At 69.4% G+C, this 19,662-nt stretch carries 18 protein-coding genes; 8 read left to right on the top strand and 10 right to left on the bottom strand.

All coding sequences use genetic code 11. The features are described 5' to 3' along the window. Positions 1 to 33 precede the first annotated feature (33 nt). Positions 34 to 1,500 (bottom strand): sensor histidine kinase, encoded by a 1,467-nt coding sequence (locus O1Q03_RS26005; RefSeq protein ID WP_269506891.1) that lies wholly within the window; start codon positions 1,498 to 1,500, stop codon positions 34 to 36. After that, entirely contained in the window at positions 1,487 to 2,152 is a 666-nt protein-coding gene (locus tag O1Q03_RS26000; RefSeq protein ID WP_269506890.1) for a response regulator transcription factor, read from the bottom strand. The genes O1Q03_RS26005 and O1Q03_RS26000 overlap by 14 nt, the downstream gene beginning before the upstream one ends. Before the next feature lie 238 nt (positions 2,153 to 2,390). On the opposite strand from O1Q03_RS26000, the gene O1Q03_RS25995 reads away from it, so the two are divergent. The 3 genes from O1Q03_RS25995 (at position 2,391) to O1Q03_RS25985 (ending at position 5,218) form a co-directional block, all read left to right on the top strand. Continuing rightward, on the top strand, positions 2,391 to 3,416 hold the full coding sequence (locus O1Q03_RS25995; protein ID WP_269506888.1) for an ABC transporter substrate-binding protein: 1,026 nt from the start codon (positions 2,391 to 2,393) through the stop codon (positions 3,414 to 3,416). Positions 3,417 to 3,532: 116 nt separating this feature from the next. Continuing rightward, positions 3,533 to 4,843 carry an MFS transporter gene (locus O1Q03_RS25990; RefSeq protein ID WP_269506887.1) on the top strand — a complete coding sequence of 437 codons (1,311 nt, stop codon included), beginning with the start codon at positions 3,533 to 3,535 and terminating at the stop codon, positions 4,841 to 4,843. 99 nt (positions 4,844 to 4,942) lie between these two features. Next, entirely contained in the window at positions 4,943 to 5,218 is a 276-nt protein-coding gene (locus tag O1Q03_RS25985; protein ID WP_269506886.1) for a YlcI/YnfO family protein, read from the top strand. A gap of 36 nt (positions 5,219 to 5,254) precedes the next feature. Here the strand turns inward: O1Q03_RS25985 and O1Q03_RS25980 are convergent, their stop codons facing one another. Both O1Q03_RS25980 and O1Q03_RS25975 read right to left on the bottom strand, forming a co-directional pair. Beyond that, the gene (locus tag O1Q03_RS25980; RefSeq protein WP_269506885.1) at positions 5,255 to 7,099 is read right to left on the bottom strand and encodes a sensor histidine kinase; all 1,845 of its coding nucleotides are present in this window, start codon (positions 7,097 to 7,099) and stop codon (positions 5,255 to 5,257) included. Further along, positions 7,096 to 7,749 (bottom strand): response regulator, encoded by a 654-nt coding sequence (locus O1Q03_RS25975; protein ID WP_269506884.1) that lies wholly within the window; start codon positions 7,747 to 7,749, stop codon positions 7,096 to 7,098. The genes O1Q03_RS25980 and O1Q03_RS25975 overlap by 4 nt, the downstream gene beginning before the upstream one ends. A 307-nt stretch (positions 7,750 to 8,056) precedes the next feature. On the opposite strand from O1Q03_RS25975, the gene O1Q03_RS25970 reads away from it, so the two are divergent. Together O1Q03_RS25970 and O1Q03_RS25965 are read left to right on the top strand one after the other, a co-directional pair. Beyond that, positions 8,057 to 8,509, top strand: coding sequence for a hypothetical protein (locus O1Q03_RS25970; RefSeq protein WP_269506882.1), 453 nt, complete (start codon positions 8,057 to 8,059; stop codon positions 8,507 to 8,509). Positions 8,510 to 8,610: 101 nt separating this feature from the next. Further along, complete coding sequence (locus O1Q03_RS25965; RefSeq protein WP_269506881.1) at positions 8,611 to 10,629, top strand: LssY C-terminal domain-containing protein; 2,019 nt, start codon at positions 8,611 to 8,613, stop codon at positions 10,627 to 10,629. Between the two features lie 89 nt (positions 10,630 to 10,718). On the opposite strand, the gene O1Q03_RS25960 is transcribed toward O1Q03_RS25965, so the two are convergent. From O1Q03_RS25960 to O1Q03_RS25935, 6 genes are all read right to left on the bottom strand, one after another. Continuing rightward, on the bottom strand, positions 10,719 to 11,048 hold the full coding sequence (locus O1Q03_RS25960; protein WP_269506880.1) for a helix-turn-helix domain-containing transcriptional regulator: 330 nt from the start codon (positions 11,046 to 11,048) through the stop codon (positions 10,719 to 10,721). Continuing rightward, a complete protein-coding gene (locus tag O1Q03_RS25955) occupies positions 11,045 to 11,377 on the bottom strand; it encodes a type II toxin-antitoxin system RelE/ParE family toxin (protein WP_269506879.1) in 333 nt (110 codons plus the stop codon). Before O1Q03_RS25955 ends, O1Q03_RS25960 begins: the two co-directional genes overlap by 4 nt. Before the next feature lie 442 nt (positions 11,378 to 11,819). Next, positions 11,820 to 12,374 carry an arsenate reductase/protein-tyrosine-phosphatase family protein gene (locus O1Q03_RS25950; protein WP_269506878.1) on the bottom strand — a complete coding sequence of 185 codons (555 nt, stop codon included), beginning with the start codon at positions 12,372 to 12,374 and terminating at the stop codon, positions 11,820 to 11,822. 191 nt (positions 12,375 to 12,565) lie between these two features. Beyond that, positions 12,566 to 15,112, bottom strand: a complete 2,547-nt coding sequence (locus O1Q03_RS25945; protein ID WP_269506877.1) for an alpha/beta hydrolase fold domain-containing protein — start codon at positions 15,110 to 15,112, stop codon at positions 12,566 to 12,568. Continuing rightward, a complete protein-coding gene (locus O1Q03_RS25940; RefSeq protein ID WP_269506876.1) occupies positions 15,099 to 16,826 on the bottom strand; it encodes a GMC family oxidoreductase in 1,728 nt (575 codons plus the stop codon). Before O1Q03_RS25940 ends, O1Q03_RS25945 begins: the two co-directional genes overlap by 14 nt. Before the next feature lie 26 nt (positions 16,827 to 16,852). Further along, a complete protein-coding gene (locus O1Q03_RS25935) occupies positions 16,853 to 17,065 on the bottom strand; it encodes a hypothetical protein (RefSeq protein WP_269506875.1) in 213 nt (70 codons plus the stop codon). 142 nt (positions 17,066 to 17,207) lie between these two features. Between O1Q03_RS25935 and O1Q03_RS25930 the strand changes: the two genes are divergently transcribed. The 3 genes from O1Q03_RS25930 to O1Q03_RS25920 form a co-directional block, all read left to right on the top strand. Continuing rightward, positions 17,208 to 18,245 carry an AraC family transcriptional regulator gene (locus O1Q03_RS25930; protein ID WP_269506874.1) on the top strand — a complete coding sequence of 346 codons (1,038 nt, stop codon included), beginning with the start codon at positions 17,208 to 17,210 and terminating at the stop codon, positions 18,243 to 18,245. 105 nt (positions 18,246 to 18,350) lie between these two features. After that, positions 18,351 to 18,860: a GNAT family N-acetyltransferase gene (locus O1Q03_RS25925; protein WP_269506873.1), complete on the top strand. Its 510-nt coding sequence runs from the start codon at positions 18,351 to 18,353 to the stop codon at positions 18,858 to 18,860. A 103-nt stretch (positions 18,861 to 18,963) separates the two neighbouring features. Then, positions 18,964 to 19,662, top strand: a 699-nt coding sequence (locus O1Q03_RS25920; protein WP_269506872.1) for a YbfB/YjiJ family MFS transporter, incomplete at its 3' end; no start/stop codon positions are given.

The following is a 19,662-nucleotide window of genomic DNA, read 5'->3' as shown; positions in this document are numbered from 1 at the left end:
CCTGTCGCGCGCTGCCGTTCGACTGACTCCGCGTCAGATCGTCCGGCGAACCGCGGCTTTGCTCGCGTGAGCCGTCACCGGCTGCGGAAACGTAAGCACCACCGCAAACCCGCCCGCATCGGGAAACGCGAACCCGACACGCCCGCCGTGCGCCTTCATCACTTCCTGCACGATCGCGAGCCCGAGGCCCGACCCGGTGCGGCGCTCGGTGCCGTCCGGCGCGAGCCGCACGAACGGCTGCAACGCCGCATCCCAGTGCTCGCGCGGAATGCCTCGTCCGTTGTCGGTGACGGTCAGCGTCACCGCGTCGTCCGCGTTGCCTGCGTTACCTGCGTTGCCTGCGTTGCCTGCGGTGGCGACCGATACGACGATGTCGTCCGCATGCCCATGCAGCAGCGCATTGTGCAGCACGTTCGACAACGCCTCCTGAAGACTGATCGCATCGCCGTCGATCCACGCTTGCGGCGCATCGCTTGCGAATGCAACGGCCACATCGCGTTCGTCCGCGAGTGGAATCGCGCGGCCTAACACGTCCTTCGCGAGCGCGACGAGTTCGACGGGTTGCAGCGGCACGGCCTCGGTGCGATGGATCACCATCGCATGATTGAGCAACTGCCCGGTGAGCCGTCCGACATCCGCGCTGGTCGCACGCAGCGCATCGAGCCGCGCCGCATGACGCGCGGGATCGGATTCGCCGTCGAGCAGCTCGATCTGTGCGTCGAGCCGCGCGAGCGGCGTGCGCATCTGGTGCGCGGCGTCGGCGATGAAGCGCTGCATCGCGTTGATTCGCTCGGCGAGGCGGTGCATCAAACCATTGATCGAACCGATGATCGCGTCGATCTCGCTCGGCGTATCGACGGCCACCGGCCGCAGGTCGGCCGGGTCGCGCGCGGCGATGATCGTGCCGATCTGCGCGAGCGGGCGCAGCCCGCGCCGGATCGCGAGGCCGCTCGCGCCGATCGCGAGCACGCTCATCAGCAGGATCAGCGTCCACACCTTGATGCTCATCTCGTTCGTCAGCTGCTGGCGCGCGTTGGTTGTCTGCGCAACGGTGACGAGCGCCCAACCGGGCGTGCTTTCCTCGGGCATGTAGCGCGCGATGGTCGCGGTGCGGATCCGGTGCCCCTGATAGACGGCGTTCGCGAACGCCGGGCCCTGTTTGGCGGCGGCGAGCGTCGCGGGGCTCGCGAGATCGTTGTAGCCGGCCACGACCACGCCGCGCGAATCGACGACCTTGTAGTAGACGAGGTCGTAGCGCGACAGCGTCGACAGCGCTGCCACGGGCGGATTCAGCGCAAGCACGCCGCCTTGTACGTAGAGGTTCTCCGCGACCTGGATCGATGCGCCGGCGAGCAACTGGTCGTAAGCGCGTTCGGCCGCGACGCCCGCGTAGTAGCGCGCGATCGCCGCGAGCGCGAGCGCGCCGGTCGCGACGACGAGCGCGATGAACAGCAGCGTGCGCCCGAACAGCGTCTTCGGGAACCAGTCAATGCGCGGCAATCTGATACCCCATCCCGCGTGCGGTACGGATCTCGACCGAGCTGCCCTGCAGCTTCTTGCGCACGCGCGTCACGTATTGCTCGACCGCGTTCGCGGTCGGCTCGTTGCCGAAGCTGAACAACTGGTTCAGCAGTTCGTCCTTCGAGAAGATCCGTTGCGGACGGCTCGCGAGAATCTCGAGCAGCGCGAACTCCTGGCGCGATAGCGACAGCGGCTGGCCGTCGAGTTCCGCGAGGCGGCTGCTGCGGTCGATCACGAGGCCGCCGAGCGTCAGCACGTCGTTCGCATGGCCGCTGTTGCGGCGCAGCAGCGCCTGCACGCGCGCGTCGAGTTCGCGGTAGTCGAACGGCTTCACCAGATAGTCGTCGGCGCCGAGGCCGAGGCCGCTCACGCGGTCGTCGATCGCCGAGCGCGCGGTGACGAGCAGCACCGGCGTCGTGCTGCCCGATGCGCGCAGGTTGCGCAGCACCGCGAAGCCGTCGAGGCCGGGCAGGTTCGCATCGAGCACGACGAGGTCGAAGCGCTCGACGCGCAGCAGGCTGTTCGCGGTCGACCCGTCGGTCTCGAGATCGACGGCGTGGCCGAGCCGCGTCAGGCGGCTGCGGATCGCCGCGCCGATTTCGGCATCGTCCTCCACGACGAGAATGCGCATGGTGCCGGTTCGCAGGTAGATGGGTTAGGGGTTTTCCCGGGGCCGGGGTGTCAGTATTTTCTCAGACTCGCTCGATAACCTGTGTCGAGCCGGAAGCAGGATGCAAGGACGGCATTAATACCAGAAATATTCAAGGAGACGGCAACATGCAGCATGTCACGGGCACGATGAACGCGCGCCGCGGCGCCACGCCGGCCTGCGCGTGGCCGCTGGCCGACCGCCGCACGGCGGCGCGCGCATGACGACGTCGCCACGCCGCCGCGCGTTGATCGCAGCCGGGCTCGGCGCGCTGGGCGTGCTCGGGGCGCCGGCGCTCGTGCGCTCGACGCCGCGCACCGTGCGGATCTCGAAAGGCTATGGCGTGCTGTACCTGCCGCTGCTCGTGATGGAGAAGCAGCGGCTGTTCGAGCGGCACGCGGCGCGGCACGGCCTGCGCGAGATCGCGGTCGACTGGGTGCTGCTCGACGGCGGCAACTCCGTCAACGACGCGATGATGGCCGGCACGCTCGATTTCGCGGGCGCCGGCGCGCCCGGCTTCATCGAGCTGTGGGCGCGGGCGCGCGGGATTCCGAACGTCGAGGTCATCGGCATCAGCGGGTTGTCGACCACGTCGCTGTCGCTCAATGCGAACCGTCCCGGCCTCGCGTCGCTGCACGACTTCACGCGCGCCGACCGGATCGCGGTGCCGGGCATCCACACGTCGCTGTCGGCGGTCGTGCTGCAGATGGTCGCGAGCCGGCAGCTCGGTGCGAAGCATTTCGCGCAGCTCGACTCGATCACCGTGAACCTGCCGCATCCGCAGGCGATGCAGGCGCTGATCCACCGCGAGAACGGCATCACCGCGCACTTCACGTCGCCGCCGTTCTCGACGCTCGAGTTGCGGCAGCCGGGCATTCATCGCGTCGTGAGTTCGGTCGACGTGCTCGGCCCGATGACGCTCGACGTCGTGTTCGCGCCGAAGCGGCTCGTCGATGCGGAGCCCGCGCTGGCCGCCGCGTTTCTCGGCGCGCTCGACGAAGCGAATCACGTGATCGCGCAGGATCCGCGCGCGGCCGCTGCGCTGTATGCGGCGTCGTCGGGTGTCGGCGTGTCGCACGACGACGTGATGCAGATGCTCGCCGCGCCCGACACGCGCTTCTCGGTGCGGCCGAACCAGCTGATGGACTACGTCGAATTCCTGTATCTCGCCGGCACGATCAAGGCGAAGCCGCGCGCGTGGCACGAGATGTTCGCGCCGATGCTCGACGACTACCGGTCGGGCTGAACGCCGCACGCGGCACGCCATTCACCGAAACATTTGCGCGCCCGCGCGCTCGTCGAGCGCGGCGCCGATTCAACCGATTCAACCGATATGCAACCGATTCACCCAAGGAGCCTGAAGTGAACGCCACCGAAACCCTGGACCCCGCGTCCGCCGAAGAGCAGCGCATCATGTCGAAGATGGCGCGGCGCCTGATGCCCATTCTCGTCGTGATGTTCCTGATCGCGTTCATCGACCGGCAGAACGTCGGTTTCGCGAAACTGCAGATGGTGCACAGCCTCGGGATGACCGAGGCCGCGTTCGGTCTCGCGTCGTCGCTGTTCTTCATCGGCTACCTGCTGTTCGAGGTGCCGAGCACGCTCGCGCTGCATCGCTACGGCGCACGCGTGTGGCTCGCGCGGATCATGCTGACGTGGGGCCTCATCACCGTGCTGATGGGCTTCACGACGTCGATGCCCGCGTTCTGTTCGCTGCGGTTCCTGCTCGGGATCGCCGAGGCCGGCTTCTATCCGGGCGTGATCTATTACCTGACACTGTGGTTCCCGCAGAGCTACCGCGCGAAGGTGCTCGGCATCTTCACGCTCGGCAGCGCGCTCGCGAACATGCTCGGTTCGCTGGTCGGCGGCGTGCTGCTGAGCCTGAACGGCGTGTGGGGGCTCGCGGGCTGGCAGTGGGTGTTCGTGGCGACGGGCATCCCGGCGGTGATCGTCGCGATCGTCGTGTTCCGCGTGCTGCCGGCGTCGTTCCGCGAAGCGCCGTTCCTCGATGAACGCGAGAAGCAGATCGTCGCGGCCGCGCTGGAGCGCGAGAAGCCGGCGCAGGCAGAGCATGCGCAGCCGTGGAAGGCGCTGCTCGATCCGCGCGTGATGCTGTTCGCGGCGACCTACATGCTGATGTCGACGTCGCTGTACGGCGTCACGTACTGGCTGCCGACGCTCGTGAAGTCGTTCGGCGTGTCGAGCACCATGAACGGGCTGCTGAGCATGCTGCCGTGGGCGCTCGCTGTGGTGCTGCTGGTGTGGCTGCCGTCGAAGCTGCGCCGCGCGAAGAGCATCCTGCGCACGATCGCGATCGTCGCGGCGCTGGGCGCGCTCGGGTTCCTGCTGAGCCTCGTGCTGCCGTCGACGCCGCTGCGCTTCATCGCGCTCGTGCTCGGCGGCGCGTGCATCCCGCTGCTGTATCCGTGCTTCTGGTCGATGCCGCCGCGTTACTTCACCGGCGCGCGCGCGGCGGCGAGCGTCGCGGCGATCAACTCGATCGGCAACCTCGGCGGCTTCTTCAGCCAGAACCTGATGCCGTTCGCGGGCAAGGTCACGGGCACCGCGTTCGGGCCGATGATCGTGCCGATCGTGTGCCTCGCGTTGCTCGGCGTCGGTGCGCTGGTCGCGTGGACGCGCTCGGAGCGGGGGATGGTGGCGGCGCGGGCGTGATGGATGCGGGAAGCGTTGGCGCTGCGCTTCCACGCGGTCCCAGCTCCCGGGCGTGCCGATGTGCTACCGTGCATGCGGTCGAGATGCATGGAGAGCGAAATGAAAACGACGGCGATGTCCACGCTAAGCGTCGATCGGAAACTGCTCGAGGCAGCGGAAACTGTGTTGGCTGAAAACGAGACGCTATCTGCGTTCGTCGAGTCGACGCTGCGCGATGCCATTGCGCGACGCCGCTTGCGGCGCGAGTTTGTCGCGCGCGGTCTGGCGTCGGCGCGTGAGGCGCGACGTACTGGTGAGTACGTCGACGCCGCGGAAGTCCAGGCCAAACTTGAGACGATGCTGAAAGCCGCGCGCGCTGCGGCGGCACCGCATTAGACGATCGGTGTCGATTCGTGCGAACGGTAGAACAAGTCACGATCCCGGCCGTCCGGTAGCCCCGTCCCCCCCATGCGCGATCGCCACATGCGCGGACGCCACCGGAATATCCACCTCGACCGTCGTCCCTTCGCCGAGCGTCGTATCGATCCGCAGCGTGCCGCCGACGAGATACGCGCGCTCGCGCAGCCCCACCAGCCCGAACGATCCCGACTTGCGCGCTGCGCCGGGATCGAAGCCGGCGCCGTCGTCGCGGATCGTCAACGCGATCGTCTCGTCCCGGTACAGCAGCGCCACGCTCGCGCTCGACGCGGCCGCGTGCCGCGCGACGTTCGCGAGCGCTTCCTGCGCGATGCGGAACACGGCCGTCGCATACGGTTCGTCGAGGTTCAGCTCGCCCGGCTCGACCTGCAGCGTGCACGCCATCCCGTGACGTTGCTGGAAATCCTCGACGAGCCATTGCATCGCCGCGGCAAACCCGAGATCGTCGAGCATCAGCGGCCGCAGGTCCGATGCGATGCGCCGCGTGGCGGTCACCGCGCCGCGCGCGAGCGCATGCATCGTCGCGATCTTGCGTGCCAGCGGCGCGTCGTCCTGCGGCACGTGATCGAGCAGCCATTCGAGATCGTTTTTCAGTGTCGCGAGCGTCTGCGCGAGTTCGTCGTGCAGTTCGCGCGCGATGCGGCGCTGTTCGGCCTCGCGCGCGGTCGCGCTGATCGCCGCGATCTCGCGCAGATCCTCGCGCGACGCCTGCAATGCCCGCTCCGCGCGCACGCGCTCCTCGACCTCGCGCCGCAGGTCGCGGTTCGACGCGCTCAGCTGCGCGGTGCGCGCGGCGACGCGTTGCTCCAGCCGTTCGTTCGCGTCGTTGAGCTGCGCGCTCTTCTGCACGACCAGCAGATGCTGATAGCGCGCGCCGGCCAGCGCGCGTACCGTCTGCGCATGCAGCCGGCCGTTCTCGAACAGCAGCGCGAACAGCACGACACCCGACGCGACGAGGCCGTAGGTGCGCCCGGCATAGAAGCCGAGATCGAAGCGCCCGCGATTCAGCATCGCCGACAGCGCGATGTCGAACAGCCACGCGACGAGCACGATCATCACCCACAGGTCGAGCACGGAATGCGGCCGCCGCTGCCGCCACATCAGCACGAGCGCGGCGAGGTTCAGCATCCAGACGGTCGTGATCGCGTAGCGCATCGTCGCGGCCATCCGGTTGCCCTGCATGATGCGCGGCAGCAGATCGTGGCCGGCGGTCGCGAGCAGCGCGAGCGCGATGGTTGCGGCCGCAACCGACACGATGCACAGCAGAATCGGAATCGCCGCGCGGCGCTGCGTCACCGACGGCTGGCGCGCGCGCGGCGCTTCACGCAGCAGCACGTACGCGGCGACCGCCAGCGGAAAGCCGCCGTGCCAGAACAGGTACAGCCACGCGGTGGTCTGTTCGCCCGCGCCGAGCAGGCCCGACGGCGTGAACAGCCCGGGGAAGCTCAGCATGTGCGTGCCGGCCATGAAGCCGGTGAACAGATAGCCGCCCGCGAGCGCGAGCAGCGATTTCTCGCGCAGGATCGCGTACTGGCCGAGCAGGAGGCCGGCCGTCACCATGTCGTTGACGACGATCGCCGACTGGTACACGGGAATGAATCCCCAGACCCGCGCAAACTGCACGCCCGCGAACGGCGCGAGCACGGCGAAGACCACGGCCGACACGACGACCGTCGCGATCGCGAGCCGCCGCTCGGGCCGGCCCGGCGGCAGCGACGACATGAACATCCGCGACGGCTCCGACGTGCCGTCTTCGTCGTCGGAAGCGGAAGCGGCAGCGGAAGCGGAAGCGGAAGCGGCAGCGGCAGCGGCCGGGCGGTCGCGGAATGCGGACATCATGCGTCGTCGGGGCCGAGGCCCAGGTCGAGATCGTGCCGCACCGCGTAGCGCACCAGCGCGGCTTCGTGCGGCAGATCCATCTTCTCGAGAATGCGCGTCTTGTACGTGCTGACCGTCTTCGCGCTCAGCGTGAGCTCGGACGCGATCCGCGTGACGGTCTGGCCGGCGACGATGCGGCGCATCACGTCGAGTTCGCGCGCGGACAACCGTTCATGCGGCAGCATGTCGGCCGGCGCGCGCAGCGTGCGTGCCAGGCTTTCGGCCGCCGACGGGCTCACGTACACGCCGCCCGCGGCCACCTTGCCGACGGCTTCGACGAGCTCGGCGGTCGCGCTGTCCTTCGTCAGGTAGCCGGTGGCGCCGGCCTTGAACGCGCGTGCCGCGTACTGCGCCTCCGCATGCATCGTCAGCACGAGCGTGCGCAGCGACGGCGCGCGCGTCTTGACGAGCCGGATCAGCTCGATGCCGGTCGGTGCGGGCATCGACAGGTCGAGCAGCAGCACGTCGGCGGCGTGATGCCCGGCCAGCTCGAGCGTGGCCGAGCCGTCGCTCGCCTCGCCGACGATTTCGAAGCCGCCGGCCGTTTCCAGGATGTGACGCAGTCCGTCGCGCATGACTGCGTGATCGTCAGCCAGAATTACCCTGATCATCTAGCGGTCCTCTTCGGGATGACACCGCGGGCTGTGCTGCCGGTAGCCGCCGCGGCCGTTCTTCTGATCAATATATTCCGCCGAAGCGGGAAATGGTGCACCAACTGTAAATTTTTGAGACATCCTGATGTGGATCGTATTCCGGAGCGCAATAATCGACGGGAAATGGTACAGGCGATCGGCCCATGCGGGGCGGGCATTCCCGGGGAGTCGTCGGGGTGGGGCAGGCGCCGCACCTCGCGGATCGCCCTAATTAAGAGATAAACTGGTGCCTGATTGCCGCGTCCCGCCCCGAGGAGCTCCCACGATGATCGATCTCGCCGACATCCTGCCGTCCGCGCTGCCCGACGCCGTCGCATGGGCCGCTGCGCAGGCGGCCCACGGGCTCGCCCAGGGCGTGCCGCTGACGCCCGCGCAGGTCGACGACGCGCGGGCCGTGGGCGTCGCGCAGCCGGAGCGGATCCGGATCGTGGTCGCCGAGCGGCTGCCGTTTCCCGACACGCCGGCGCTGGGCGCGATCGCGCGCGACACCGGGCTGCTGTCGCCCGGGACGATCGGCCTCACGCTCGGCCATGCCGTGTTCGTGCTGCGCGGCCACGATACGCGACGCCTGCTCACGCATGAATTCCGCCACGTGCATCAGTACGAGGCGGCCGGCTCGATCGACGCGTTTCTCGCGCGCTATCTGCACGAGATCGCGACCGTCGGCTATCACGACGCACCGCTCGAGGCCGATGCGCGCCAGCACGAATTCGACTGACGCCCCGACCGCCGCGAACGCGCGCAGACTCCGATGAACCTTCCCCACGCCACCGCGGGCCCGGCGCATGCACGTCGCGCCGCCACGCCGCGCGCCCTGCGATGAGCGACACGATCCACGCGTGGCTCGCCGCGATCGGCGCGCATCCGGCGCTCGTGCTGGCGATCGTGTTCGTCACGGCCTGTGCCGAGGCGATCGCTCTGATCGGCACGGTCGTGCCGGCCGGCGCCGTGATGTTCGCGGCCGGCACGCTGATCGGCGCGGGCGCGCTCGACGGCTGGATCACGATCGGTGTCGCGGCCGCCGGCGCGATCGCCGGCGACGCGATCAGTTACGAACTCGGACGGCGCTACCGCAGCGCGGTGCGAGACGGGCTGGTGCGCGTCGGCTATGCGGACGCGTATTCGCGCGGCGAGCAGTTCGTGCTGCGGCACGGCATCAAGAGCATCGTGCTCGCGCGCTTCCTGGCGCCGGTGCGAGCGGTCGTGCCGGTCGTCGTCGGCTGCGCGACGTTGCCGCGGCGCGCGTTCTATCCGGTCAACATCGTGTCGGCGCTGATCTGGGCGCCCGTGCACGTCGCACCCGGCATCCTGTTCGGCGCGTCGGCGGCGCTGGCCGCGGCGATCAGCGTGCGGGTCGCCGCGATCCTGTTGCTCGCCGCCGCGCTCGTCGCGCTCGTGTGGATCGGTGTGCGCATCGCGCTGCGCCGCGGCTTACCGTTGCTGCACCGCGCGATCGCTGCGTGCGTGCACGCGTGTGTGCGCCGCTGGCCGCGCGTCGGCGCACGGCTGCACGACGGCCTCGCGCGGGTGCGCCGCCTGCCGGGCGCGGTGCTGGTGCTCGCGCTGCTGTTCGTCGGCTGCGTGTGGCTGTTCGCCGGCATCGTGCAGGACGTCGTCGCGAACGATCCGCTGATGCACGCCGACATCGCGCTGTACGCATTCCTGCAGAACCTGCGCACGCCGCCCGTGGACGCCGTGATGCGCGCGCTCGCCGTGCTGCACGGACACGATACGGGGATGATCGTGGCGGCCGCGTTTCTCGTCTGGCTGATGATCCATCGCTGCTGGCTGACGTCTGCCTGGTGGCTCGCGACGGTCGGCATCGCGGTCGTGCTCGTGCCGGTGTTCGGCGGCGGCGTGCCCGGCACGACGCCCGCGAATTTGCCGCCCGGCGCGCTGCACGTGGCGTTGCCCGACGCCGACGCGGCGTTTGCGATCCTCGCGAGCAGCGGCCTCGGCTGGGTGCTGGCGCGCGACCGGCCGGCGCTGTGGCGCATTCCGGTCGTGACGGCGGTCGGGCTGTGGGTCGTGCTGGGCGGCTTCGCGCGGTTGTACGTGGGCGATACGTGGTTGTCGGGCTTGCTGGGCGGCTGGAGTCTCGGGCTTGCGTGGTTCGCGCTGCTGGCCGGCGCCTATGCGTACTGGCAGGTGCGCGAGCATGTGCAGCCCCGCGGCGCGTTCGTCGCGGTGCTCGTCGTGCTCGCGACGGCGGGCGTGTGGACCGTGCCCGCGCAATGGCAGCTCGATCGCGCGGCGCGTCCGCATGTCGGCGACGTCGTGGCGATGACCGTCGATCAGTGGCTGCGCGGCGGCTGGCAGCGTGTGCCGATGCGGCGCACCGAGATCGGCGGCGACCGCGAGGAATATCTGCCGCTGCAATGGTGCGCGACGTCGGACACGCTCGATCGCCATCTGTCGCTGGCCGGCTGGCAGCGGTCGCCGGCGTGGACGCCGGCGACCGCGCTGCGCTGGCTGCTGCCGCAGTCGCCGGCCGACACGCTGCCCGTGCTGCCGCGCTACACGCACGGCGAAAGCACGCGCCGCGTGTTCGTGCGCGTCGATCCGGCGTATCCGGACAGCCGCTTCGTGCTGCGGCTGTGGCGTTATCCGTATGTGCTGGAGGACGCGCGCGGGATGCGGCCGCTGTGGTATGGCGCGCTGTATCGCGAGACGCTGCATCGGCCTGCGCGGCTGATGACGAGCGTGCGCACGACGACGATCGACGATCCGGCGGCGATCGCGCAGGCGCTCGCGATCGAACCGACGATCGCGCATCCGCCGGCGGCGATGCGTGCCGCGCCCGCGAACATGCTGCTCGTGTGGATGGTGCAGCCGTGACGGCGCCATGCGGGCGGAAAGGCACGTTCCCCTGTTTGGAAAATTCATTCGTGGGGCCGGCGCAAGCCCGTTATTAGCATGAACAGGCCCTATGCGTGCGCCGGCTGCGCGGGGACGACGGACAGGCGCAGGCCGACGGTCTTGAGCACCGCGAGCAGGGTTTTCAGTGTCGGGTTGCCGTTGGGCGACAGCGTGCGATACAGCGATTCGCGGCTGATGCCGGCTTCCGCGGCAACCGCGCCGAGGCCGCCGTACGCTTCGGCGACCGTGCGCAGCGCGAGCAGCCCGGCCGCGCGATTGTCGGGATCGTCGAGCGATTCCATCGCGACGCGCAGATAGGCGACCGCGAGCTCGCGATCGGCGCCGAGTTCGGCGACTTCGGCGTCGTGGTGCGATACCGCGCCTTTCAGCTTCTTCATGTTTGCCTCCGCTTCCAGTTCAACCAGTGTTCCTTTGCGCGCCGGATGTCGTCGGGTTGGCTGTGCTTGTCGCCACCGGACAGCAGCAGCACCAGTGCACTGCCGTGTCGGCCGAAATACACCCGATATCCCGCGCCGACATGGACGCGCAGTTCGATCACGCCTTCGCCGACCGCTTCGCAATCGCCGAAATTTCCGGTTTCCACGCGGCGCAGGCGTTCGCGGATCCGCGCTTGCGCGAGCTTGTCGCGCACGGTGTTCAGCCATTGGGTGAACGGCTCGCGACCGTCGTCGCGCTGATAGCGAAGCAGTTCGAACTTGGAGAGCATTGTAACTTATAAGCTACATGAAGGGTATAGGGAGCAGCGTGGTCACACGGTCTGCCGGATGGGCGCGGAGCAAGCCCGATGCAGCGCGGCCGGGCTGCCGAAATCGACGCGGAACGCCGCGCGCCGGCGCCGCGACGGGAATGCACGCGGCGCCTTCGTGGTTCGGGATTTCGGGTGATGAAGCCTGCTTCCCGAACGACGATCATTCTTCCAGTCGGGACGTGCGGAGACGATTCGGCCGGATGGCCGAACGCGTTGGCGCGCGGGGAGTACGCGCCACGGGGGGAGGGGACCGCGGGGACGATCGACCTGCCGAAGCCGAAGCCGAAGCCGAAGCCGAAGCCGAAGCCGAAGCCGGAGCCGAAGCCGAAGCCGGATCCGAAGCCGAAGCCGGAGCCGGCCGCCGGACATTGCGACGGGCGACCCCGCAAGTGCAACCGCGTTACGGCTTCGCGGGCGCGGCCGTCGCGACCTTGTCGAGCGCGGCCGGGATGAACGCGTCGAGCTGCGCGGTCACCGATTCGTAGAAGTCGATCGGCTTGCCCCACGCGTCGGGCACGTCCTTGTGCTCGCCGGTCGCATATTCGGCGAGCGTAAACACCTTGCCGGCCGCCGACGGATAGAGCGCGAGCACTTTTTCCTTGTGCTTGTCGGTCATCGTCAGGATCACGTCGGAATGCTTGACGTCGTTCGCGTTCAGTTGCACCGAACGATGCGCGGACGTGTCGAGCCCGCGCCGCTTCATCAGGATCACGCCGTTGGCCTCGGGCTTCACGTCGTACGGATCCTCGTCCACCGCGCGCGAGATCACCGCGATATGTGCGTGGCGTTGCTCGATCAGTTGTCCTGCGATCGCTTCGGCCATCACGCTGCGTCCGGTATTGCCCGTGTCGACGAACGCGACCTTCTTCGGTTCGTCCGCGAACGCCGACGTCGCGCACTGGAGGCCCACGCAGCAAAGCAGAGCAAGCGTGTTGAGGGTATGGGTTCTTTTCATTGTGTCTCCGCCGGAGTGAGGGGATCGTCGCCACGGCAGCGCGCCGAGGCTTGCGGAGATGATGCGCGGCCGCGCGCGCCGGAAAAAAATAAACGGCCGGTTTTGGCAAGACGGTGTCGCATTGCTGCAAGCGGCGCGATCGGGGCCGCGGCGAACCGCTGCGCCGATCGCGCTGCATCACCGGTGCAGGGTCATGGCGCCGCCACCGTGGCCACCCGTTCCGCCGCAAATGCGGCCAGCGTGCGCAGCGCATCGCGCGCCGAGCGCAGGTAGAACGCCTGCAGATGAAACACGTGCCAGCGCGCGGCATGCACTTCGAGCCGGCACGGCACGCCGCACGCGCGCGCATGCTCGGCGAGCCGCTGCGCATCCGACAGCAGCACCTCCTGATCGCCGGCCTGCACCAGCATCGGCGGCATGCCGCGCAGATCGGTGTCGAGCGGGCCGCGCGCCGCAGCCGAGCCCGCCCCGTGATACCAGCGCAAACCCTGTTCGAGCCAGCCGCGCCGGATCATCGGATCGTCGTGGCGGCGCGACGTGAGCGTGTCGCCGCCCAGTGCGGGATCGGTCACGGGCGAGATCAGCAGCAGCGCGGCGGCCGCCGGCTCGCCACGATCGCGTAGCGCGACGGCGAGCGCCAGCGCGAGCGCGCCGCCGGCCGAATCGCCGGCAATCACGATCCGGTGCGGCGCGTAGCCCTGCGCGCGCAACGCGTCGTAGGCGGCGAGCGCATCGTCGAGCGCCGCGGGGCTCGGATGCTCGGGCGCGAGCCGGTAGTCGGGCACCCACACCGGCAGGCCGGCTTCGGCGGCGAGCCGCGTCGTCACGCCGCGATGCGTATGCGGGCCGCCGACACAGAACGCACCGCCGTGCAGATACAGCATCGCGCCGCCCGCATCGCCGTGCTTCGGCGCGATCACTTCGACCGGCACGCCATGGGCCAACATCCGGTAGCGCAGCGTACCGCCCGCGCCGGGCATCAGCGGCGCCAGCAACGCGACGACACCGCGCTGCATGCGCGCGCCGAACGGCGGCCCGATCAGCGGCCGGAACGCGACGCGCAGAAAGCCGCGCAGCGACGCGGCGGCGAGCGCTTCTGCGCGGCCGGCAGGCGGCGCGACGACGACGCCGTGCGTGGGCGTCGGCGTGGGCGTGAGCGTGTGCCTGAGCGTGTGCGTGTGTGTGGGCACGGGCACGGGCACGGGCACGGGCACGGCCACGGCCACGGGCGCGACGCCGCCGGGCAGCGGCCGCGTGAAGCGGTACGGGGACAGCCCGGCGAAGCGCGTGAGCCATCGATAGGTCAGCGTGAAGCCCGGCCAGTTCGTGCTGTTGTGCCCCGACGCATCGACGTACCAGCTGTTGCAGCCGCTCCATATCGAGCCGGCGAGCCGCCGTTGCACGTGCACGTTGAAGTGCCGGTAGCGGCGCGGATCGACGTCGATCGCGCGCGCGCCGTCGCGCCGCATCGCGAGCACGCAGCGCATCACATGTGCGATCTGGCTTTCGAGCATGTACACGATCGAGTTGTGGCCGAGGTTGGTGTTCGGCCCGTACAGCATGAAGAAATTCGGAAAGCCGGGCACGGTGAGGCCGAGATACGCCTGCGCGCCGCGTCGCCATGCGTCGTTCAGCTCGAGCCCGTCGCGGCCCGTGATGCGCATCGGCGACAGGAACGCGGTCGCGGCGAAGCCGGTGCCGTAGACGATCGCGTCGACCGGATGATGGACGCCGTCGTCGGTCTCGATGCCGTCCTCGGTCACGCGCCGGATGCGTTGCGTGACGAGTTCGACGTTGTCGCGAGCGATCGCGGCGAGATAGTCGCTCGACAGCAGGATCCGTTTGCAGCCGATCGGATAGTCGGGCGTGAGCCGTGCGCGCAGCGCGGGGTCGCGCACATCGCGCGCGAGCAGCTTGCGAAACGGCCGGCCGACCGCGAGATCCATCAGCCCGCGCAGCCGCGTGAACGCGACCGCCCGCGACTCGTAGCGCACATAGATCGACGCGCGGTACAGCTTCATCGCCCACGGCAGCCGGCGGAACAGCGCGTGCTCCCACGCGCGATACGCGCGGTCGGGACGCGGCATCACGTAGGCCGGCGAACGCTGGAATACGACGAGGCGCGCGACGTCACGGGCGATCGCAGGGACGAACTGGATCGCCGACGCGCCGGTGCCGACCACCGCCACGCGTTTGCCGGCAAGCGAATAGTCGTGATCCCAGTGTGCGGAGTGGAATGCGCGGCCGCGAAACGTGTCGATGCCGGGCAGGTCGGGCATCGCGGGGCGGCTCAACTGGCCGGTGCCGCTGATGAGCAGGGTCGCGCTGAGCGTCGTGCCGTCGGCGAGCGTCACATCCCACCGTGCGCGGGCGTCGTCATATCGCGCATCGGCGACTTCCGCGCCGAAACGCAGATAGCGTTCGAGGCCATATTTGCGCGCACAGTGCTGCAGATACGCATGGATTTCCGGCTGCGGCGCGAACACGCGCGACCACGCCGGATTCGGCTCGAACGAGAACGAGTACAGATGCGAGGGCACGTCGCACGCGGCGCCCGGGTAGCGGTTGTCGCGCCACACGCCGCCCACGTCGTGCGAGCGTTCGGCGATCACGAAGTCGTGAATGCCGGCGCGTTGCAGTGCGATCGCCATGCCGATGCCGGCGAAGCCGGCGCCGATGATGATGGCCGACAGCGGCGCGGCCGATGCGGCGGAATGGAGCGCTTCAGGCGACGACATGGCGGGTTTCCTCGTGCTGGATCGCATCGCGCGACATGCACGACGCTGGAACGGTATCGCGGTGTGCCGGCGCATCGGCCGGCTCGCAGCGCGTATCGGCGGGTGCGCATGCCGCCGTGCGCCGCACGCCGCGCATCAGGTCGACGGCCTTCTCGGCGATCATGATCGTCGGCGCATTGGTGTTGCCGCCGATCAGCGTCGGCATGATCGACGCATCGACGATGCGCAGCCCCTCCATGCCATGCACGCGCAACTGAGGATCGACGACGGCGAGCGCATCGCGGCCCATCCGGCATGTGCCGACCGGGTGATACACGGTGTCGGTGCGCCGGCGCAGCACGTCGCGAATCGCGTCGTCGGTCGTCACGTTCGCGGTGAACACGTCGCGCGTGGTCCATTCGGCGAGCGCGGGCGCTTCCATCAGCCGGCGCGTGAGCTTGAAGCCGGCAACCATGTCGTCGAGGTCGCGCGGATCGTCGAAGAACGCGGGATCGATGCGCGGCGCGGCAAGCGGGTCGGCGCCGTGCAGCGTGACCGAGCCGCGGCTGCGCGGCCGCAGCAGGCACACATGGCACGACAGCCCGTGGCCGGCATGCAGGCGGCGCGCATGATCGTCGACGAGCGCGACGACGAAGTGCAACTGGATGTCGGGCGCATCGAGGCCGGCGCGCGTCTTGAGGAAGCCGCCGCCTTCCGCGAAATTCGACGTCAGCATCCCGCGCCGTTCGCGGCGAAAGCGCATGAATTCGCGCAGCATGCGCAGGCCGCCGCGCGCGGATACACCCATCGTGTCGACGCTGCGCGCGCGGTAGCCGAGGATGAAGTCCGGATGATCCTGCAGGTTGCGGCCGACGCCGCGCAGGTCGGCGCGCATCGGAATGCCGTGCCGTTGCAGTTCGGCGGCCGGGCCGATGCCGGACAGCATCAGCAACTGAGGCGTCTGCAACGCGCCGGCCGCGAGCACGACTTCGCGTCGCGCATGCAGCGTGCGGACTTCGCCGTGCTGCCGCACCTCGACACCGGTGGCGCGCGTGCCGTCGAACAGGATGCGCAGCACCTGCGCATGGGTTTCGACGGTCAGGTTGTCGCGGCGGCCGATGTGCGGCAGCAGGTACGCGCGTGCCGCGCTCCACCGTTCGCCGTGCTTCTGCGTGACCTGGTAGATGCCGACGCCTTCCTGCTGCGCGCCGTTGAAGTCGTCGGTGAGCGGCAGGCCGGCCTGGCGCGCCGCATCGAGATAGCGCGCGTGGAACGGGTTGCCGGTGCGCAGGTCGCTGACCCACAGTGGGCCGTCGCGGCCGTGCCACGCATCGTCGAAGCGCTCGTTGTGCTCGCTCAGGCGGAAGTACGGCAGCACGTCGTCGTAGGCCCAGCCCTCGTTGCCGAGCGCCGCCCAGCCGTCGTAGTCGACGCGATGGCCGCGGATATAGACCATCGCATTGATCGCGGACGAGCCGCCGAGCGCCTTGCCGCGCGGCTGATAGCCGATGCGCCCGCCGAGCCCCGGCTGCGGCACGGTATCGAACGCCCAGTTGTTCAAGCGGGTCGACAGCATCGCCACGGCGCCGGTCGGCACGTTGACGACCGCGCTGTCGCCGCGGCCGCCGGCCTCGAGCACGCACACGGTGACGGCCGGGTCTTCGGTCAGTCGTCCTGCCACGACGCATCCGCCCGAACCGCCGCCGACGACGATGTAGTCGTAAGTCTTGCTCATGAAATTCTCTCCAGATGGTCGATGGGTCATGCGATGCGCGTCGGCACGCGCAGCAGCCGGTCGAAGGTCTGGCCGTACGGCGTGCGGAACGGCGCGGTGCCGCTGCGGCGCGCGTGATCGAAAACAGGCTTGCGATCGCTGAATACGCGGCGCGCGAGCGGCGGCGCAGGGTCGCGGGCGCATGCTTCGTGCTGGCGCGCGAAGCGGGCGGCGAGGTCGGGGGGGCGACTCGGTCGCATGGTGTCTCCTCCTGGGCGTTGGCGTCGTTCGGGCGACGATCGATGACGCCGATGGTGCGGGCCGGATGGGAAAACACCAATGCTGCTTCGGGACAATTGTTTTAGTATTTGGGCCAAATCGGCGCTTCGAGGGTTTCTCCGCATGAGCTTCTGGGACTTCACCCGGAGTCCGGCCAGCGCCCGGCTGCTGGTCGATTTCGGCGACGCACGCGGCGTGTCGCGCACGAAGCTGCTGGCCGGCACGGGCCTCGCGGACGCGCAACTCGACGATCCGAACGTCGAGGTGACGGCCGCGCAGGAACTGCGGCTGACCGGCAACCTGCTGCGCGCGCTCGGGCGTGCGCCGGGCCTCGGCTTCGAGGTCGGGCAGCGCTATCACTTCTCCGCGTACGGCGTCTGGGGCTACGGGCTGATCGCGAGTGCGACCGCGCGCGACGCGCTGGCGCTCGCGATGCGCTTCCTGCCGCTCACGTATGCGTTTACCGTGATCACGTATCGCGAGGAGCCGGGCGCCGGTGTGCTCAATTTCGGTGCGCCGGAGCTCGACGCCGACCTGAGCCGATTCCTCGTCGAGCGCGACATGACGGCCGCTGCCGTGCTGCTGCAGGAAATCGGCGGCGGCGATTTCGCGTTGTCGCGCTTCACGCTGCAGGCCGCGGGCGTGGCGAGTGGCGCCGCATCCGTGCCGCGCATTGCCGGCGTCGAGCCGGCGTTCGGTGCGCGCGCGAACACCCTCGCGTTCGACCGCGCGTTTCTCGACCGGCCGCTGCCGCATGCGAACCCGCTGACGGTGTCGATGTGCGAGCAGATGTGCAGCCAGCTCGTCGAAGCGCGGCGCGCCCGCGTGGGCACGGCGGAGATGGTGCGGCAATATCTGACGGCGACGCCCGGCAACGTGCCGTTCTCGCTCGAGGACATGGCGCGGCTGATGAACACGAGCCCGCGCACGCTGAAGCGCCGGCTGCAGGACGAACACACGACGTTTCGCACGCTGCTCGCGCAGGCGCGCGGCGCGATGGCCGAGACGCTGCTCGGCGACGCGCATCTGTCGCTGACGGACGTGGCCGAGCGGCTGGGGTTCAGCGACCTGTCGAGCTTTTCGCAGGCATTCAAGCGCTGGTATGGCGTGCCGCCGGGCACCTATCGCAGCGGTCTGCTGCGCGACGGCGATGTGCGCTGATGTGCGCTGAGTTGCGCCGAGTTGCGCCGAGTTGCGTCGCGTTGCGCGATGCCGTGCGCGTGGCGCCGTCCGCATGTCTCTTAACCCGATCACGAAAGGACCCGCATGATCACGATTCGCCCGATGACCGAAGACGATTTCCCGCGCTTCTGGCCCACGTATCAAGCGATCGTCGCCGCTCAGGAAACCTATGCATTCGATCCGGCGCCGACGCGCGAAGCGGCCCGCGCACTGTGGCTCGACGCACCGCTCTGCACGTGGGTCGCCGAAGAAGACGGCGTGCTGCTCGGCTCGTACTACCTGAAGGCGAATGCGGCCGGCCCCGGCAACCACGTGTGCAACTGCGGCTACATGGTCGGCGAGGCCGCGCGCGGCCGCGGCGTCGCGCGCCTGATGTGCGAGCACTCGCAGCAGGTCGCGCGCGAGCGCGGTTTTCTCGCGATGCAGTTCAACTCGGTGGTCGCGACGAACGAGGTCGCGGTCGCGTTGTGGCAGAAACTTGGCTTCGACATCGTCGGCCGCCTGCCGCGCGCGTATCGTCATGCGCGGCTCGGGTTCGTCGATTGCCTCGTGATGTTCAAGTGGCTCGGCGACAAGGCGGCTGCCGACGCCTGATGCGACGCCGGCCACAACACGGATGCCGTATCGGCGATGCCACGCTGCGTCGACCGTGCGGCCCCCGGGGCCAAAGCGGCCTCGAACACGATGGAGACACCTGATGCGCGCAGCGCCGCAACCCGAGCACGCCGGCCACGCACGGCCGGACGCCGGTGCAAAAGACCCCGAGCGCATGGCCGCATGGCGGCTCGCGATTTGCCTGTCGCTCGGCAGCGCGATCGCACTCGGCCTCGCACGCTTTTCATACGCGCTGCTGTTGCCGCCGATGAAGGCCGATCTCGGCTGGAGCTTCGCGCAGGCCGGCGCATTGAACACGGCCAACGCAGCCGGCTACCTGATCGGCGCGCTCGCCTTCCCGTTCCTGTCGCGACGCTGGCGCACCGGCGCACTGCTCGCGGCCGGCTGCGTGCTCACGGCGATGCTGATGGCCGCATGCGGGATCACCGCCGGCACGAACGCTTTGCTGATCGAGCGGCTCGCGACCGGCATCGGCAGCGCGCTGATCTTCATCAGCGGCGGCTTGCTGGCCGCGCGGCTCGCGTCGGCGTCGCCGCGCGACGCGGGGCTGCTGCTCGGGCTCTATTACGGCGGCACGGGATGGGGGATCGTCGCGTCGTCGCTGCTGGTCCCGGCGACGCTCGTGCATGGCGTGCACGGCTGGCAACCCGCATGGTTCGCGCTCGCGGTCGCGTGCGTGCTGTTCTCGATGCTGGCCGTGTCGGCCGCGCGCCGCATCGAGCGCGTGCACGCGGCGCCGGCCGCGCCGCGCGACGGCACCGCGCCGGTCGCGAGCGCGAGC

Origin of the sequence: Burkholderia sp. IMCC1007, assembly GCF_027257875.1 — a bacterium.
Classification (GTDB): domain Bacteria; phylum Pseudomonadota; class Gammaproteobacteria; order Burkholderiales; family Burkholderiaceae; genus Burkholderia.
The sequence above is the reverse complement of the archived record's forward strand: the minus strand, read 5'-3'. Positions and strand labels throughout refer to the sequence as shown.

What these genes read in the sequence shown, in the direction of transcription:
- O1Q03_RS25985 (WP_269506886.1), top strand. Translation starts at nt 4,943, where the DNA reads ATGAAAACGACGGCGATGTCCACGCTAAGCGTCGATCGGAAACTGCTC.
- O1Q03_RS25930 (WP_269506874.1), top strand. Translation starts at nt 17,208, where the DNA reads ATGAGCTTCTGGGACTTCACCCGGAGTCCGGCCAGCGCCCGGCTGCTG.
- O1Q03_RS25940 (WP_269506876.1), bottom strand. Translation starts at nt 16,826, where the DNA reads ATGAGCAAGACTTACGACTACATCGTCGTCGGCGGCGGTTCGGGCGGA.
- O1Q03_RS25980 (WP_269506885.1), bottom strand. Translation starts at nt 7,099, where the DNA reads ATGATGTCCGCATTCCGCGACCGCCCGGCCGCTGCCGCTGCCGCTTCC.
- O1Q03_RS26000 (WP_269506890.1), bottom strand. Translation starts at nt 2,152, where the DNA reads ATGCGCATTCTCGTCGTGGAGGACGATGCCGAAATCGGCGCGGCGATC.
- O1Q03_RS25965 (WP_269506881.1), top strand. Translation starts at nt 8,611, where the DNA reads ATGAGCGACACGATCCACGCGTGGCTCGCCGCGATCGGCGCGCATCCG.
- O1Q03_RS25960 (WP_269506880.1), bottom strand. Translation starts at nt 11,048, where the DNA reads ATGAAGAAGCTGAAAGGCGCGGTATCGCACCACGACGCCGAAGTCGCC.
- O1Q03_RS25995 (WP_269506888.1), top strand. Translation starts at nt 2,391, where the DNA reads ATGACGACGTCGCCACGCCGCCGCGCGTTGATCGCAGCCGGGCTCGGC.
- O1Q03_RS25970 (WP_269506882.1), top strand. Translation starts at nt 8,057, where the DNA reads ATGATCGATCTCGCCGACATCCTGCCGTCCGCGCTGCCCGACGCCGTC.
- O1Q03_RS25945 (WP_269506877.1), bottom strand. Translation starts at nt 15,112, where the DNA reads ATGTCGTCGCCTGAAGCGCTCCATTCCGCCGCATCGGCCGCGCCGCTG.
- O1Q03_RS25935 (WP_269506875.1), bottom strand. Translation starts at nt 17,065, where the DNA reads ATGCGACCGAGTCGCCCCCCCGACCTCGCCGCCCGCTTCGCGCGCCAG.
- O1Q03_RS25975 (WP_269506884.1), bottom strand. Translation starts at nt 7,749, where the DNA reads ATGATCAGGGTAATTCTGGCTGACGATCACGCAGTCATGCGCGACGGA.
- O1Q03_RS25950 (WP_269506878.1), bottom strand. Translation starts at nt 12,374, where the DNA reads ATGAAAAGAACCCATACCCTCAACACGCTTGCTCTGCTTTGCTGCGTG.
- O1Q03_RS25925 (WP_269506873.1), top strand. Translation starts at nt 18,351, where the DNA reads ATGATCACGATTCGCCCGATGACCGAAGACGATTTCCCGCGCTTCTGG.
- O1Q03_RS25955 (WP_269506879.1), bottom strand. Translation starts at nt 11,377, where the DNA reads ATGCTCTCCAAGTTCGAACTGCTTCGCTATCAGCGCGACGACGGTCGC.